This window comes from Burkholderia orbicola (assembly GCF_900100915.1).
Lineage (GTDB): Bacteria > Pseudomonadota > Gammaproteobacteria > Burkholderiales > Burkholderiaceae > Burkholderia > Burkholderia orbicola.
Map to the genome: position 1 here is coordinate 2,129,375 of NZ_FNKW01000002.1, position 14,834 is coordinate 2,144,208.

The 14,834-nt window shown below is 65.7% G+C and carries 14 protein-coding genes; 10 read left to right on the top strand and 4 right to left on the bottom strand.

Annotation, left to right across the window (positions count from 1 at the left end; genetic code table 11):
- Positions 1-18 precede the first annotated feature (18 nt).
- Entirely contained in the window at positions 19-1,329 is a 1,311-nt protein-coding gene (locus tag BLS50_RS26490; protein WP_011546824.1) for a cytochrome c, read from the top strand.
- A 311-nt stretch (positions 1,330-1,640) separates the two neighbouring features.
- Here the strand turns inward: BLS50_RS26490 and BLS50_RS26495 are convergent, their stop codons facing one another.
- Complete coding sequence (locus BLS50_RS26495; RefSeq protein ID WP_074806735.1) at positions 1,641-2,561, bottom strand: LysR family transcriptional regulator; 921 nt, start codon at positions 2,559-2,561, stop codon at positions 1,641-1,643.
- Positions 2,562-2,670: 109 nt separating this feature from the next.
- On the opposite strand from BLS50_RS26495, the gene BLS50_RS26500 reads away from it, so the two are divergent.
- The 6 genes from BLS50_RS26500 (at position 2,671) to BLS50_RS26525 (ending at position 8,797) form a co-directional block, all read left to right on the top strand.
- Positions 2,671-3,408 carry an SDR family oxidoreductase gene (locus BLS50_RS26500; RefSeq protein ID WP_011546826.1) on the top strand — a complete coding sequence of 246 codons (738 nt, stop codon included), beginning with the start codon at positions 2,671-2,673 and terminating at the stop codon, positions 3,406-3,408.
- A gap of 56 nt (positions 3,409-3,464) precedes the next feature.
- Complete coding sequence (locus tag BLS50_RS26505; protein ID WP_074805303.1) at positions 3,465-4,547, top strand: alkene reductase; 1,083 nt, start codon at positions 3,465-3,467, stop codon at positions 4,545-4,547.
- A 161-nt stretch (positions 4,548-4,708) separates the two neighbouring features.
- Entirely contained in the window at positions 4,709-5,545 is an 837-nt protein-coding gene (locus BLS50_RS26510) for an alpha/beta fold hydrolase (RefSeq protein WP_011546828.1), read from the top strand.
- Positions 5,546-5,621: 76 nt separating this feature from the next.
- Entirely contained in the window at positions 5,622-6,011 is a 390-nt protein-coding gene (locus tag BLS50_RS26515; RefSeq protein ID WP_027806613.1) for a limonene-1,2-epoxide hydrolase family protein, read from the top strand.
- Between the two features lie 198 nt (positions 6,012-6,209).
- Positions 6,210-7,409 (top strand): M20 aminoacylase family protein, encoded by a 1,200-nt coding sequence (locus BLS50_RS26520; protein WP_074805306.1) that lies wholly within the window; start codon positions 6,210-6,212, stop codon positions 7,407-7,409.
- Between the two features lie 56 nt (positions 7,410-7,465).
- Positions 7,466-8,797, top strand: coding sequence for an MFS transporter (locus BLS50_RS26525; protein ID WP_074805310.1), 1,332 nt, complete (start codon positions 7,466-7,468; stop codon positions 8,795-8,797).
- Positions 8,798-8,815: 18 nt separating this feature from the next.
- On the opposite strand, the gene BLS50_RS26530 is transcribed toward BLS50_RS26525, so the two are convergent.
- Positions 8,816-9,736 (bottom strand): LysR family transcriptional regulator, encoded by a 921-nt coding sequence (locus BLS50_RS26530; protein ID WP_074805314.1) that lies wholly within the window; start codon positions 9,734-9,736, stop codon positions 8,816-8,818.
- A 136-nt stretch (positions 9,737-9,872) separates the two neighbouring features.
- Between BLS50_RS26530 and BLS50_RS26535 the strand changes: the two genes are divergently transcribed.
- Together BLS50_RS26535 and BLS50_RS26540 are read left to right on the top strand one after the other, a co-directional pair.
- Positions 9,873-10,646 (top strand): transporter substrate-binding domain-containing protein, encoded by a 774-nt coding sequence (locus BLS50_RS26535; protein WP_011546833.1) that lies wholly within the window; start codon positions 9,873-9,875, stop codon positions 10,644-10,646.
- Positions 10,647-10,701: 55 nt separating this feature from the next.
- Positions 10,702-11,817 carry a succinylglutamate desuccinylase/aspartoacylase family protein gene (locus BLS50_RS26540; RefSeq protein ID WP_074805317.1) on the top strand — a complete coding sequence of 372 codons (1,116 nt, stop codon included), beginning with the start codon at positions 10,702-10,704 and terminating at the stop codon, positions 11,815-11,817.
- A 210-nt stretch (positions 11,818-12,027) separates the two neighbouring features.
- Here BLS50_RS26540 and BLS50_RS26545 read toward each other — a convergent pair whose 3' ends face one another.
- Positions 12,028-12,816 (bottom strand): IclR family transcriptional regulator, encoded by a 789-nt coding sequence (locus BLS50_RS26545; RefSeq protein ID WP_074805320.1) that lies wholly within the window; start codon positions 12,814-12,816, stop codon positions 12,028-12,030.
- Between the two features lie 227 nt (positions 12,817-13,043).
- Here BLS50_RS26545 and pcaF point away from each other — a divergent pair, with 227 nt between their 5' ends.
- Positions 13,044-14,246 carry a 3-oxoadipyl-CoA thiolase gene (gene pcaF, locus BLS50_RS26550; RefSeq protein ID WP_006480432.1) on the top strand — a complete coding sequence of 401 codons (1,203 nt, stop codon included), beginning with the start codon at positions 13,044-13,046 and terminating at the stop codon, positions 14,244-14,246.
- 100 nt (positions 14,247-14,346) lie between these two features.
- Here pcaF and BLS50_RS26555 read toward each other — a convergent pair whose 3' ends face one another.
- Positions 14,347-14,826: a 2-thiouracil desulfurase family protein gene (locus tag BLS50_RS26555; RefSeq protein ID WP_050780522.1), complete on the bottom strand. Its 480-nt coding sequence runs from the start codon at positions 14,824-14,826 to the stop codon at positions 14,347-14,349.
- Positions 14,827-14,834: the final 8 nt, after the last annotated feature.

Consider the following 14,834-nt stretch of genomic DNA (forward strand, 5'->3'; position numbering starts at 1 on the left):
TTGAAACGAATTGACACCATGAAGATCCTTCGCCGGATCGCTTGCTTTGGACTGCTGGTCATTCTCGTCGCTGCAGGATGGTTCGCATACACCGCGCTTCGACCGTCCGGGCCCGAACCGGTGTCGCCTTTCGCGGGCGTGCCGGCGGATCTACCGGCAGGTGTCGCGCGCGGCGCCTACCTCGCGCGGGCGGCGGATTGCGTCGCATGTCATACGGCTCCGGGCGGCACGCCCTATGCGGGCGGACGCGCGTTCGACCTGCCGTTCGGAAAGATCTATTCCACCAACCTCACGCCCGACAAGGAAACCGGCATAGGCGACTGGACTGACGACGCGTTCGTCAGGGCGGTGCGTCAGGGTGTCGGTCGGGCCGGGCACCTGTATCCGGCGATGCCTTATACGTCATATACGGCAATGAGCCGCGAAGACGTGCTGGATATCAAGACGTATCTGCTTTCCCTGGCACCGGTGCGACAGGCTGCGCCGCTCAATACGCTCGCGTTTCCGTTCAACCAGCGTTGGGGCATGGCGTTCTGGAATGCGATCTTCTTCCACGAGCAGCGATTCAGGCCCGATCCAGCGAAAAGCGTCGAGTGGAATCGCGGCGCGTATCTGGCAGGGCCGCTCGGGCACTGCGGCGAATGTCATACGCCACGAAATGCCGGATTTGCGATGCAATCCCGCGCGTATCTGTCGGGTGCCGACATCGATGGCTGGAAAGCGTATAACACGACGCAGGACGATCTTTACGGCATTGGCGCATGGCGGGACGAGCAGATTGCCGGCTATCTATCGACAGGGCATGCGCGCGGCCGCAGTTCCGCGGCGGGCCCGATGGCGGAGGTCGTCGAGCATAGTCTTCAACATTTGACGTCAAACGACATCGGCGCGTTGGTCGCATACCTTCGCGGGATAACGCCTGTGAAGGGTGGCGGTGCAGGCCCCGTTGAGCTTGCGCCGGCCGCTGCGCGCGCGTCGAATCCGGTCCTGCCGGGGGAAAGCGCCCGCGACGAAAATGGTCGTGGTCGACGTCTGTTTGCCGCGGACTGCGCGGGATGCCATCAATGGAACGGTGCAGGACGGCAATCGCCGTATGCCGACCTCGTCGGCAGTCGTGCGGTCAACGATCCATCGGGTACAGCGCTGATGCAGGTGCTGCTCCATGGAACGAATGTGCAGATCAATGGACAGACCCACATGATGCCGTCATTCGGAAGTGTGTACTCGGATGCTGATGTGGCGGCTGTCTCGAACTACGTGATCGCGCATTTTGGCGATAAAAAGGGCACGGTGACCGTACAGCAGGTTCACGGGAAGCGCCGCGACTGATCACCGGATGAAAGCACGCGTTGCTGAAGCGATCGGCGGGCGACGGTCCGTTGCCGTGGAGCGTGCGCCGCCGATGCCGCCGCGGGCGGCGTCGGCATGGCCCTCCCTCAATGGACGAAAGGCCTTGGGGCAACTGTGGTCGGTATGGCCGGCTCAGAGTAGAACGTCGAACTTGCGCGGAAGGACCGCAAGGATGTGGTTGCGATGAGCGAAGAGCTGTTTCGCGTCATTCGCCGTGGCTGCCGGAATCGTTCCGTCGAAAGATCGCTTCGGCCGCTCCTCCAGGTAGTCCGAAAACCATCGGCTGCCCGTCAATGCTCTGCCGCATACGAAGCGAAAACCTTCTTGAGGTATGCCAGCAATACTTTGACGTTCGGGCTACTACGGCGGCTCTCCGGCCAAAGGGCGGTGATAGTGGAGCGCGGTTCGACGAACTCGGTGAGGATCGGCACGAGTTCCCCGCGCCGGACGTACGATGCCGCGACATACGTCGGCGAAATTCCCACGCCTCCGCCAGCCGCCATGACGGCAGCCACCGCATCGCTGGTATCGACGACGATGCCCGCATCCGGCGTGAGGCTGAGCGGCCCTTCGTCCGTGGCAAACGTCCAGCGAAGCACTTGCCCCGAACTTTGAAAGCGAAAGTTCACGCAATCATGATCCACGAGGTCGTCAGGATGGCTGGGAACACCGCGTCTGGCGAGGTAGTCCGGAGACGCATAGGCGCCGATGTAGTGAGGCGAAAGCGCTCGCGAGACCAAACGAGAGCCCGCGAGATCCCCGACGCGAACAGCCACATCGATACCTTCACCGACGAGGTCGACGAAATGATCGCCCAGGCGCAGGTCGATCGACAGCTTGGGAAAGCGCTGGCGAAACGCGGGTAGGGCGGGCGCGATGAGATGAACCCCGATCGGCAGCGGCGCGGTCACTTTCAGGATGCCCGCAGGCTCGGATCGCGCCGAGGCAGCGGCCTGTTCGATCGCTTCCATTTCCGACAGCAGGCGCAGCGTGCGTTCATGCAGGTCGCGCCCCTCCTGAGTCAGCGTCAATGACCGTGTCGTGCGGTTGAACAGTTTGATCTCGAAGTGACGCTCCAGACGCTGGATACTTTTGCTTATCGCGGAAGGCGTGACGCCAAGCGCCCGCGCCGCAGCCGAATAGCTTCCCAACGATGCCGCGCGGCTAAATGCGATGAGACCGGTGAGACGGTCCAGGCTGATTTGTTCCATGGCGGAAATATAGAAGCGAATCGGGCGCTGATTATCAATGTCGGCCGTCAAGTATAGAGTCTCTGCACGGCGCCGTTTCGAGTTGCGCCGGCTGACAGGGACCCACTCCATGACCTCTGATTTCGATTCCCATTCACTCAAGAGCAAGTCCGTCCTCATCTTCGGCGGAACGTCCGGAATCGGCCTTGCGGCGGCCAAACAGGCCAAGGCCGCGGGTGCAAGCGTCACGGTGGTCGGGTTCAATCCGGAGGGCGCCGAACAGGTCGCCATCGAGAATGGATTCGCGGGTTGGCGGAGCGCCGACGTGACCCGGCCGGAAACCATCGTCTCGGCACTGGCCGACATCGCTCACGTCGACCATCTCGTTCTCCTCGCGGGAACCTTCGTGGCAGGCAAGGTACTCGACGCGGACGTCGACTATCTACGACGCGCGTTCGATGAGCGCGTTTGGGCCGCCGTCCATACTTTGCGCGCGCTGGGTGACCGCCTGGCGGCCGATGCCTCCGTCACGTTTATTTCCGGCGTGTTGGCCGACCGACCCAATGCCTATGGCACCGCCATTCTTGCGTCGGCATCGGCCGCGATGGAGGCGCTGGCCAGGGGGCTGGTTCTGGAACTTGCGCCTCGCCGTGTCAACACCGTTTCGCCCGGCACCACCGACACGCCGTTGCTCGCTCGCACGCTCGGCGAAGGTCGTGACGCGTATGTCAACGCATTGAAAGACAAATTGCCGCTGCATCGGTTGGGAACCGCCGAAGAAGTGGGCGCGGCAGTGGTGTTCCTCATGAGCAATGGATCGATGAACGGCGAGACGATTCATGTCGACGGCGGCGCTCGCCTCGTCTGAACTGGGTGAAGCGTTGCCGGCATTTCCACGTTGGCGAAAACAAGAAGGAGGTTGGGGTGCCTACGCTGTTTGATCCCTTGCGACTCGGTGCGATCGACGTGCCCAACCGTATCCTCATGGCGCCGATGACGCGTGCGCGGGGAACGCGCGAACACGTACCGACCGCGATGATGGCGGACTATTACAGTCAGCGTGCTTCCGCGGGGCTGATCATCTCGGAGGCGATCGGCATCTCCCGGCAGGGCCTGGGATGGCCTTACGCCACCGGGCTGTGGACAGCTGCGCAAATTGCCGGCTGGCGCACGGTGACCGATGCCGTGCACGAAGCGGGCGGCCGCATCATTGCGCAGCTGTGGCATATGGGGCGAGTCGTGCATCCGAGCTTTCTGGATGACGCACCGCCTGTCTCCTCGTCCGAGACGACGGCGCCCGGCCACGCTCATACCTACTCGGGCAAGCAGCCCTACACGCAGGCACGCGCACTCGAGACAAACGAAATTCCCGCGATCATCGAGCAGTTCGCCGCCGCGGCACGGAATGCGCTGCAGGCTGGCTTCGACGGCGTACAGTTGCATGCGTCGAACGGTTATCTGATCGATCAATTCCTGCGAGACAGTGCCAACTTCCGCGGTGACGCGTATGGCGGATCGATCTCGAATCGGCTCCGGCTGCTCATCGAGGCAACCCGGGCCGTCGCGGATGTAGCGGGTCCCGGCCGTACCAGCGTTCGCCTGTCTCCGAACGGCGAAACGCAGGGCGTGCGCGACAGCGATCCCTTGCCGTTGTTTATCGCGGCCGCCGAGGCGCTGTCCGCGGTAGGGATCGGGTTCCTGGAACTGCGCGAGCCTCCGCTGAACGGCAGTTTCGGCGTCGGGTACCTCGACCCGCTCGCGGCGAAAATTCGACCGGCTTTCAAAGGACCGCTGGTGCTCAACTCGGATTTCGACGCCACTCGAGCTCAGGCAGAACTCGATGCGGGCGTTGCCGACGCCGTTACGTTCGGGCGCCCGTTCATTTCCAATCCGGACTTCCCTCGGCGTCTGGCCGAAGCGATTCCGCTCGCGTCAGACGACCCGGCCACATGGTTCACGCAAGACGCGCAGGGCTACATCGATTACCCGTTCGCGGCGTCGACGTAACCACTCCTTCCTGAGGCGGCTCGAGATCGGACGGCACCCGCGGGCGTGCTTTTCGCCTGCCGGCCGCATTCCGGCGACCACCCTGCGAGATCGCACGGGCCGCGACGACGACTTCCGCAGCATCCGTTACTTCCCTGCAACCGTACGAAAGGAACACGATCATGTCATTCATTACCACGCGGGACGGCGTAGACATTTTCTATAAAGACTGGGGCCCCCGGGACGCTCAGCCGATCGTGTTCCATCACGGCTGGCCGCTCTCCGCGGATGACTGGGATACCCAGATGCTCTTCTTCCTGGCGAACGGGTATCGCGTCATTGCCCACGACCGGCGCGGACACGGGCGCTCGTCGCAGGTCGCAGAAGGTCACGACATGGATCATTACGCAGCGGACGCGTTTGCGCTCGTCGAGACACTGGACCTCAGGCATGCCGTGCATATCGGCCATTCCACCGGCGGGGGCGAAGTGGCGCGCTATGTTGCAAGGCACGGCGAGCCGACGGGGCGTGTCGCGAAGGCCATTCTCGTGAGCGCCGTGACGCCGCTGATGCTGAAGACGCCATCGAATCCCGAAGGCCTGCCGCTGGATGTCTTCGACGGGCTACGCAAGGGGCTCGCTGAAAATCGCGCGCAGTTCTTCGTAGACGTGCCCGCGGGCCCGTTCTACGGGTTCAATCGTCCGGACGCGACCGTTCACCAGGGCGTGATTCAGAACTGGTGGCGCCAGGGAATGATGGGTAGCGCGCAAGCCCACTACGAGGGTATCAAGGCGTTTTCGGAAACGGACCAGACCGAAGATCTCCAGTTGATCGGCGTGCCGACGCTGGTGCTTCACGGCGAGGATGACCAGATCGTCCCGTACAAGGACGCGGCGCTCAAGGCAATCAAACTGTTGAAGAACGGCAAGCTGAAAACGTTCCCGGGCTTCTCCCATGGGATGTTGACCGTCAACGCGAGTGTCTTGAACGCGGAACTGCTGGCATTCGTTCAAGAATAAGACTGGCGGTACATGGCGCACCAGTTGGTGCGCGATGTACCGTGCCTGCTTTTCACCCCCATTTTGAGGAGCCGAGATGACTACCGATGTTTTGGCCGTGGCGCTTCGATTCTTTTCGCTTTGGACCGAAAACCGCATCGACGACGCGCTGTCGATGCTCTCCGATGATGTCCTCTACGACAACGTTCCGTTCCCCGACATCGTTGGACGGGACAATGTTCGCCAATTCCACAGTGACTTCGGGATCGGCACGACGTTCAAGGTCGACTGGACGGTGACCCATATCGCCGCAGCGGGAAACGTCGTCCTCAATGAGCGGATCGACGTCTTTCAACACGAATCAGGCGGAAAAATCACGCTTCCCGTGATGGGTACCCTGACCATTGTCGATGATCGAATCACGGTTTGGCGAGACTACTTCGATCCCGCGGACTTCGATCGGCAGTTGAGTGCAATCAAGAAGTAGTCTTACGCCGCAGTAGCGGGTACCCAATCGAAAACTACAAGCCGGACCGGCGCCTCCGTACTAACCCTGATTAAAAACACTTATCACGGTGAAAAATTCCGCATCTTATTGAACCGATATCGGCTGGATATAGTGGCTCGCTTTCCCGCATGCAAACGCCGCGTGCGAGACACGCTGACAATCAGCAGGAGCCCCTTGATGACCGCCGATACCCCCAATACCCGCTTCACCGAAGTCGAGGATCTGATGCCCGCCGCCGGCGGGCTGCGCGAGATCCGTCACCACATCCATCACCACCCCGAACTCGCGTACGAAGAGCACGACACGGCCGCGCTCGTCGCGGACAAGCTCGAGCAATGGGGCTGGCAGGTGACGCGCGGGGTCGGCAAGACGGGCGTGGTCGGCACGCTGCGGGTGGGCGACGGCACGCGCAGCATCGGCATTCGCGCCGACATGGATGCGCTGCCGATCGTCGAGGCGACCGGCCTGCCGTATGCGAGCGGTACGCACGGCAAGATGCACGCATGCGGCCATGACGGCCACACGACGATGCTGCTCGGCGCCGCGCAGCATCTCGCGAAGACGCGCAACTTCTCGGGCACCGTGCACCTGTATTTCCAGCCGGCGGAAGAGCACGGCGTCGACAGCGGCGCGAAGAAGATGATCGACGACGGCCTGTTCGAGCGCTTCCCGTGCGATGCCGTGTTCGGCATGCACAACCATCCGGGCGCGGCGCCAGGCGTATTTCTCACGCGGCGCGGCCCGTTCATGTCGGCCGGCGACAAGGCGATCATCACGATCGAGGGCGTCGGCGGCCACGCGGCGCGGCCGCATCTGACGGTCGATCCGGTCGTCGTCGCGGCGAGCATCGTGATGGCGCTGCAGACGATCGTCGCGCGCAACGTCGACCCGTCGCAGCCGGCAGTCGTCACGGTCGGCTCGATGCACGCGGGCACCGCGAACAACGTGATTCCGAACGGCGCGCGCCTCGAACTCAGCGTGCGTTCGTTCAGCCCGGAAGTGCGCGCGCTGCTCAAGCGCCGCATCACCGAGCTGGCCGAATCGCAGGCCGCAAGCTACGGCGCGAGCGCGAACGTCGAGTACATCGAAGGCTATCCGGTCGTCGTCAATACGGATGCCGAAACGGATTTCGCCGCGCAGGTCGCGCGCGAACTCGTCGGCGATGCGCACGTGGTCGAGCAGACCGACCTGCTGATGGGCAGCGAGGATTTCGCGTTCATGCTGCAGCAGCGGCCGGGCTCGTTCGTGCGGCTCGGCAACGGCGAAGGCGAGGACGGCTGCATGGTGCACAACCCGAAATACGACTTCAACGATCGCAACCTGCCGATCGGCGCGGCGTTCTGGACGCGCCTCGTCGAGCGTTACCTCGGACAGTAATCGCGGCGGCGGCGGGCGGCCGGCGCTTCCGGCCGCATTGACAGGAGAGGATAGCGATGCAGAAAGATCATCTCGCGCTGCACCCCGCGTCGGCGGAGGCCGCCGACACCGGCGCGCCGGGCGCGCCTGCCGTCACGCGGCGCGGCGCGATCGCCGCGGCCGTGATCGGCAACTGGCTGGAATTCTTCGATTTCACCGTGTACGGCTTCTTCGCGGTGCTGATCGGCAAGCTGTTCTTCCCGTCGAGCGACCCGACCACGTCGTTGCTGCTGTCGGTCGCGACGTTCGCCGCCGGCTTCTTCACGCGGCCGCTCGGCAGCGTCGTGCTCGGCGTCTACGCGGACCGCAAGGGGCGCAAGGCCGCGCTGAACCTGACGATCATGCTGATGGCGCTCGGCACCGGCCTGATCGCGATCGCGCCGACCTATGCGCAGGTGGGCGTCGCCGCGCCGCTGCTCGTCGTGTTCGCGCGCTTGCTGCAGGGTTTCTCGCAGGGCGGCGAATTCGGCGCGGCGACGTCGACGCTGCTCGAACAGGGCGGCACGTCGCGTCGCGGGTTCCGCGCGAGCTGGCAGCTCGCGACGCAGGGCGGCGCCGCGCTGATGGGTTCAGGGTTCGCGGCGTTGCTGTCCAACACGATGACGAAGGACGCGCTGGAAGGCTGGGGCTGGCGGCTGCCGTTTCTCGTCGGCGTGCTGATCGCGCCGGTCGGGATGTTTTTGCGTCGCCGGCTCGCGGACGACTCGCCCGGCGACCGCCATCACGGCATCGAACGCGGCGTGCTGCGCGAGCTGTTCTCGAAGCACACACGCACGGTGTTGCTGCTGATGCTCACGGTGATGGGCGGCACGGTGTCGACCTACATCCTCACCTTCTACATGCCGACCTACGCGATCCATACGCTCGGCCTGCCGATGAAGCTGTCGATGTTCGTCGGCGTCGCGTCGGGCTGCGTGATGCTGGTCACATGCCCGCTGTTCGGCTGGCTGTCGGACCAGCTCGGCAGCCGCCGCCTGCCGATCTTCGTCGGCCGCGGCGTGCTGGTCGCGCTGCTGTTTCCGGCGTTCTGGCTGATGAACCATCATCCGACGCTGTCGGTGATCCTGCCGCTGACCGCGCTGATGCTGCTGTTCTATTCGCTCGGCTCGGCGTCGGAAATGGCGCTGATGTGCGAGTCGCTGCCGCGCCATGTGCGTGCGACGGGCATCTCGATCGCGTATGCGCTCGCGGTGACGATCTTCGGCGGCACCGCGCAGCTGATCGCGACCTGGCTCGTGAAGACGACCGGCAGCAAGCTCGCGCCGGCCGGCTACGTGGCCGCGTGCGTGGTGCTGTCGCTGATCGCGGTCGCGATGCTGCGCGAGACGGCGCGGGAATCGCTGGACTGACGCGCGAGGCGGGCGGCCTTACCGCCCGCGCACCACCCTCAGATACGACGCGAGCATCGTCGCGAGTTCCTGCGCGGCCGGCGTCAGCGGCACGGCCGCGCGCTGCAGCAGGCAGATGTCCTGCGCTTCGGCCTGCTCTCGCACCGGCACCTTCACGAGCGCGCCGGCGAACGGCCCGTGCCGCGTGATCGCTTCGGTTTCGAGCGCGAGGGAATCGGTCTGCGTGACGATCTGCAGCGTCTCGAACATTCCTTCGACGGTCGCGAGAATCTTCGGCGGCGGCTGGCCGTGCACATCGAAGTACGCGAGCAGCCGGTTGACGACCGGGTCGGCGCTCAGGTTCGGCGAGCGCGTGGACACCCATCCGTAGTCGGCCAGCTCGGCAAGCGATTGCGCGTGCATCGCCGGATGCCCGTTGCGGCAGACGACCACCGGCGCCGACGTGCGCAGCGGCGTGACCGCGAGATCGGTCGTGTCGGTCTGCTTCGCGACCAGCGCGATCGCGAAATCGACCGCGCTTTCGCGCAGCCAGCCGATCATCATCCGCGACGTGCCGGTGCGCAGGTGCACGTCCACCTTGTCGAAGCGCGCGCGGAACGCGGTCAGCACCGGCGCGAACGCGTCGATCAGCGGCTCGGTCACGAGGCCGAGCGTGACGGTGCCTTCGTAGGCGCCGCTCAACTGACGGATTTCCCGCTCGACCTGCTCGCATTCGCCGAGGATCGAACCGGAGCGCGCGAGCAGCCGCTGGCCGACGGCCGTCGGCACGATCCCGCGGTTGGTGCGCGTGAACAGCGTCGCGCCGAGCGTCGCCTCGAGGCCCTGCAGTTGCTGCGTGACGCCGCTTTGCGCGAGATCGAGCGCGCGTGCGGCCGCGCGCAGGCTGCCGTGTTCGACGACGGCCTGGAAGATGCGGAGCTGGGACAGCGTGAACGCCATGGGAAGCAGCGAGGCCGGTGATCGGAAATACCGATCATGATAAGCCAGCCGATGGTTCCGGCGGCCGCGCGCGGCCCCTACGATCGCAGGCAGTCCGGCTCATGCCGTTCGTTCCTCTTCCTGCCCGTCGTCGACCATGAAACGTTTCCTCGTCCCGCTCGTTTTCCTGTGTATTGGCCTGGCGGCCACGTCCGCATATGCGCTCGACGCGCACGTGGTGCGGCTCGGCATCGACCCGACCTATCCGCCGATGGACGCGAAGGCGCCCGACGGCAGCCTGAAGGGCTTCGACGTCGATCTCGGCAACGAGATCTGCCGCCGCGCGCAGTTGCGCTGCCAGTGGGTCGAGCTCGAATTCTCCGGGATGATCCCCGCGCTGCAGGCGCGCAAGATCGACGCGATCCTGTCGTCGATGGCGATCACCGCGAAGCGCGAGAAGCAGATCCTGTTCTCGTCGAAGCTGTTCCGCTTCAAGTCGCGGCTCGTCGCGCGGCCCGGCAGCGGGCTCGACGGCACGGCGGCGTCGCTGGCCGGCAAGCGCGTCGGCGTGCAGTCGGGCACGCAATTCGAATCGTGGGCGCTCGCGCACTGGGCGCCGGCCGGCGTCGGCGTGGTGCCGTACAAGAGCCAGGACGACGTGTTCGCCGATCTCGTGAACGGCCGCCTCGACGCGGCGCTGCTCGGCACCGTGGAAGCCGACTACGGGTTCCTGCGCCAGCCGCGCGGCAAGGGTTTCGCATTCGTCGGCGCGCCGCTCGACATGGGCGATCGCGGCGTCGGCATCGGCATGCGGCAGTCGGATACCGCGCTGAAGGCGTCGATCGACGGCGCGATCGCGTCGATGCTGAAGGACGGTACGTACGACCGGATCGCGAAGCAGTATTTCGATTTCAATCCGTACGGCGACTGAGCGCCGTGCCGGTCCGTTCACCCGATTCCCCGCTTTCATCCATTCGAGACCATCGATGCAGATTCGCACCACGCCGCTCCTGTCGCCGTCGATCGGCACGCAGCGCACGCTGACGAGCTTTCATTTCGGGCCGGCCGGCAGCGGCCGCAAGATCTACCTGCAGGCCGCGCTGCACGCGGACGAGACGCCCGCGATGCTCGCGGCGTTCGTGCTCAAGCAGCGCCTCGCGCAGCTCGACGCCGAAGGCCGGCTCGCGGCCGAAATCGTGCTCGTGCCGGTGTCGAACCCGATCGGCCTCAATCATCATCTGCTCGGGCAGTTCATCGGCCGGTTCGATCTTGCGAGCGGCCACAACTTCAATCGCGGCTTCCTGCCGCTCGCGGAGATCGCCGCGCGTGCGCGCGACCGGCTCGGCGACGACGGCACACGCAATCGCGCGATCGTGCGCGAATGCGTCGGCGCGGCGCTCGATGAAATCGCGCCGCGCACCGAGTTCGATGCGCTGCAACTGGCGCTGCTGAAGTTGTCGCACGACGCCGATGTGGTGATCGACCTGCATTGCTCGCTCGAAGCGGTGATACACGTCTACACGAGCGATACCGCGTGGCCGGACGTCGAGCCGCTCGCGCGGTATCTCGGCGCCGAGGTGTCGCTGCTCGCCGAGGATTCGGGCGGCCATGCGTTCGACGATGCGCATCACCTGCTGTGGTCGCGGTTGCGCGCACATTTGCCGGACGGCACGCCGATGGCGGCCGGCACCGTGGCCGTGACGGTCGAGTGCCGCGGCCAGCGCGACGTGACGTACGAGTACGCGCAACGCGACGCCAACGCGCTCGTCGACTATCTGGTGTGGTGCGGCGCGGTGCGCGGCGAACGTGCGCCACTACCGCCGCTGGCCGCGCCGGCCACGCCGCTCGCGGGCAGCGAGCAGTTTTATGCGCCGGTGAGCGGAATCCTCGTGCACCGCGCGGCGATCGGCGCGACGATCCGTGCGGGCGATCCGCTGTTCGACATCGTCGATCCGCTGACGGACGCGATCACGACGATCTCGAGCGCGACCGATGGCGTGTTCTACATGCGCCGCGCGATCCGTTTCGTGACGGCCGGCGCGCCGCTCGGCCGCGTGACGGGCACGGTGCCGGTGCGAAAGGGGATGCTGCTGGGCGCGTGAGTGGGGCGGTGTCCCGCCGACGCGATGCAATTTCGTTCTCGTCAGATTGACCGTGTTGGAGCGCATCACTAAATTGTGCGACGCGGAGTGCGCTCCGTGTTCCGTGAGAAGAACGTTGCAGAGATCAGAGTTTGAGCGGGCGGCCTTGTGCCGCCCGTCTTTTTTATTGGCGCTTTGTCGCGTCACCGATATGACGATCTCGCCCGGCGCTCAACCGCGCCGCGCCACCAGCTCCGATACCGTCTGCGCGGCCTGCTGCAGCGGCCCGAGAAACTCCTTCACCATCTGCTTCGCGGTATGCCGCTGCGCGTTGCCGCTGATGTTCATCGCGGCGATGACCTGCCCGCGCCGGTTGCGGATCGGCGCGGATAGCGACATCAGCCCCACTTCGAGTTCCTGATCGACCACGGCCCAGCCTTGTTGACGCACCTGCGCGATCGCCGCCTTCAGTTCGCCAATGTCGGTGATCGTGCGCGGCGTATGCGCGCGGATGGTGCTCTGCGCGAGCGTTTCATCGAGCGCCGCATCGTCGAGCGCGGACAGCAGCACACGGCCCATCGACGTGCAGTACGCGGGCAGCCGGCTGCCGATCGACAGGTTGATCGTCATGATCTTGCGGGTCGGCACGCGCAGCACGTAGACGATCTCGGTGCGGTCGAGCACCGCGGCCGAGCAACTTTCGTGGATCTGCGCGGACAGTTGCTCCATCACCGGATCGGCGAGATTCCAGAACGGCATCGAGGTGAGATACGCGAAGCCGAGCTCGAGGATCTTCGGCGTGAGCCGGAACAGCCGGCCGTCGGCCTCGACGTAGCCGAGCGTCTGCAGCGTGAGCAAAATCCGGCGGGCCCCCGCGCGCGTGAGGCCGGTGGCCGATGCCACCTCGGTGAGCGTCTGCTCCGGGCGCGCCGCGTCGAACGCGCGGATCACCGCGAGGCCGCGCGCGAACGACTGTACATAGGAGTCGCCGGGTTTCGTCTGAATATCGTCGGTTGTCATGAGCGCCTGGAATGTCGTGCAGCCGAGAAGATAGCGCATGGGGCCCGACACGCCAACCTCCCGGCGGGCCGTGCCCTTGACAGGTCGTCCCCGCACTCCCTATGATGCGTTGAACGTTCGATACACGATCTTATGTTCGTATGTAGAACATCCGAGCGCATCCCGGCGGGCAATGCAAGGGGCGCGCCCTATTCATTTCCCCGCCTTTCACGGGACCGGAGACACTGATGACCGAAGCTTTTCTGTGTGATGCGATCCGTACGCCGATCGGGCGTTACGGCGGTGCACTGTCCGGCGTGCGCGCCGACGATCTGGGCGCGGTGCCGCTCAAGGCGCTCGTCGAGCGCAATCGCGACGTCGACTGGACGGCGATCGACGACGTGATCTACGGCTGCGCGAACCAGGCCGGCGAGGACAACCGCAACGTCGCGCGCATGTCGGCGCTGCTCGCGGGCTTGCCGGAGGGCGTGCCGGGTTCGACGATCAACCGCCTGTGCGGTTCCGGCATGGATGCGGTCGGCGTGGCCGCGCGCGCGATCAAGTCGGGCGAAGCTGCGCTGATGGTCGCGGGCGGCGTCGAGAGCATGACGCGCGCGCCGTTCGTGATGGGCAAGGCCGCGAGCGCGTTCGCGCGCCAGGCCGACATCTACGACACGACGATCGGCTGGCGCTTCGTCAATCCGTTGATGAAACAGCTGCACGGCGTCGATTCGATGCCGGAAACCGCCGAGAACGTCGCGGTCGATTACAACATCAGCCGCGCGGATCAGGACCTGTTCGCGCTGCGCAGCCAGCAGAAAGCCGCGCGGGCACAGCAGGACGGTACGCTGGCCGAAGAAATCGTGTCGGTCACGATTGCGCAGAAGAAGGGCGACCCGGTGGTCGTGTCGCGCGACGAGCATCCGCGCGAAACGTCGCTCGAAGCGCTCGCGAAACTGAAGGGCGTCGTGCGCCCGGACGGCTCGGTCACGGCCGGCAACGCGTCGGGCGTGAACGACGGCGCCGCCGCGCTGCTGCTGGCGAACGAGGCCACCGCGAAGCGCTTCGGCCTGACGCCGCGCGCCCGCGTGCTGGGAATCGCGACGGCCGGCGTCGCGCCGCGCGTGATGGGCATCGGCCCGGCGCCGGCCACGCAGAAGCTGCTCGCGCGGCTCGGCATGACGATCGACCAGTTCGACGTGATCGAACTGAACGAGGCGTTCGCGTCGCAAGGTCTCGCCGTGCTGCGCATGCTCGGCGTGGCCGATGACGATCCCCGCGTGAACCCGAACGGCGGCGCGATCGCGCTTGGCCACCCGCTCGGCGCATCGGGTGCGCGCCTCGTGACGACCGCGATGTACCAGCTGCATCGCACGAACGGTCGCTTCGCGCTGTGCACGATGTGCATCGGCGTCGGTCAGGGCATCGCGATCGCGATCGAACGCGTGTGACCGGCGCGATGCGGTGAAGCGGCCGGATATGCGCCGCTTCACCGCTGTGCTGTATCCGCCACGATGGGCGGCACGAGGTGTCTCGTGCCGCCCATCGTCGTTAACCGGCCTGCGACAATTGCCTGAGGCGCGCGTCGAGCGCGTCGATCTCGGTGTCCGCGAACACCTCGATGCCATGCTCGCGCAGCAGCGCCGCCGTGACGCCGGCGCCCGCCTGCCGCCGGCTCGCGAAACTTCCGTCGTAAATGAACGTGCTGCCGCACGACGGGCTGCCGTCGGCGAGGATCGCGAAGCGGCAATCGTGTGCCTGCGCGAGGGCCAGCGCGGTTTGCGCGCCGGCAACGAATGGCGCCGTCACGTCGGCGCCGTTCACGTCGACGATGCGTGCGTGCCCCGACAGCACTTGCTGCCCCGATGCGCCGCCGGCGATCTCGGCAGGCGGGCGCGGCACGCTCAAGCCGCCCGCCAGCTCCGGGCAGACGGCCACGAGACGCCCCTCGCGCTGCCACCGTTCGAGCGCCTCGTGCGCGGCGGTCTTCGCCGAGCCGTTGTAACGGACCGGATGGCCGACCACGCACATGCTGACGA

What these genes read in the sequence shown, in the direction of transcription:
- BLS50_RS26500 (WP_011546826.1), top strand. Translation starts at nt 2,671, where the DNA reads ATGACCTCTGATTTCGATTCCCATTCACTCAAGAGCAAGTCCGTCCTC.
- BLS50_RS26520 (WP_074805306.1), top strand. Translation starts at nt 6,210, where the DNA reads ATGACCGCCGATACCCCCAATACCCGCTTCACCGAAGTCGAGGATCTG.
- BLS50_RS26540 (WP_074805317.1), top strand. Translation starts at nt 10,702, where the DNA reads ATGCAGATTCGCACCACGCCGCTCCTGTCGCCGTCGATCGGCACGCAG.
- BLS50_RS26495 (WP_074806735.1), bottom strand. Translation starts at nt 2,561, where the DNA reads ATGGAACAAATCAGCCTGGACCGTCTCACCGGTCTCATCGCATTTAGC.
- pcaF (WP_006480432.1), top strand. Translation starts at nt 13,044, where the DNA reads ATGACCGAAGCTTTTCTGTGTGATGCGATCCGTACGCCGATCGGGCGT.
- BLS50_RS26510 (WP_011546828.1), top strand. Translation starts at nt 4,709, where the DNA reads ATGTCATTCATTACCACGCGGGACGGCGTAGACATTTTCTATAAAGAC.
- BLS50_RS26490 (WP_011546824.1), top strand. Translation starts at nt 19, where the DNA reads ATGAAGATCCTTCGCCGGATCGCTTGCTTTGGACTGCTGGTCATTCTC.
- BLS50_RS26545 (WP_074805320.1), bottom strand. Translation starts at nt 12,816, where the DNA reads ATGACAACCGACGATATTCAGACGAAACCCGGCGACTCCTATGTACAG.
- BLS50_RS26535 (WP_011546833.1), top strand. Translation starts at nt 9,873, where the DNA reads ATGAAACGTTTCCTCGTCCCGCTCGTTTTCCTGTGTATTGGCCTGGCG.
- BLS50_RS26515 (WP_027806613.1), top strand. Translation starts at nt 5,622, where the DNA reads ATGACTACCGATGTTTTGGCCGTGGCGCTTCGATTCTTTTCGCTTTGG.
- BLS50_RS26525 (WP_074805310.1), top strand. Translation starts at nt 7,466, where the DNA reads ATGCAGAAAGATCATCTCGCGCTGCACCCCGCGTCGGCGGAGGCCGCC.
- BLS50_RS26555 (WP_050780522.1), bottom strand. Translation starts at nt 14,826, where the DNA reads ATGTGCGTGGTCGGCCATCCGGTCCGTTACAACGGCTCGGCGAAGACC.
- BLS50_RS26530 (WP_074805314.1), bottom strand. Translation starts at nt 9,736, where the DNA reads ATGGCGTTCACGCTGTCCCAGCTCCGCATCTTCCAGGCCGTCGTCGAA.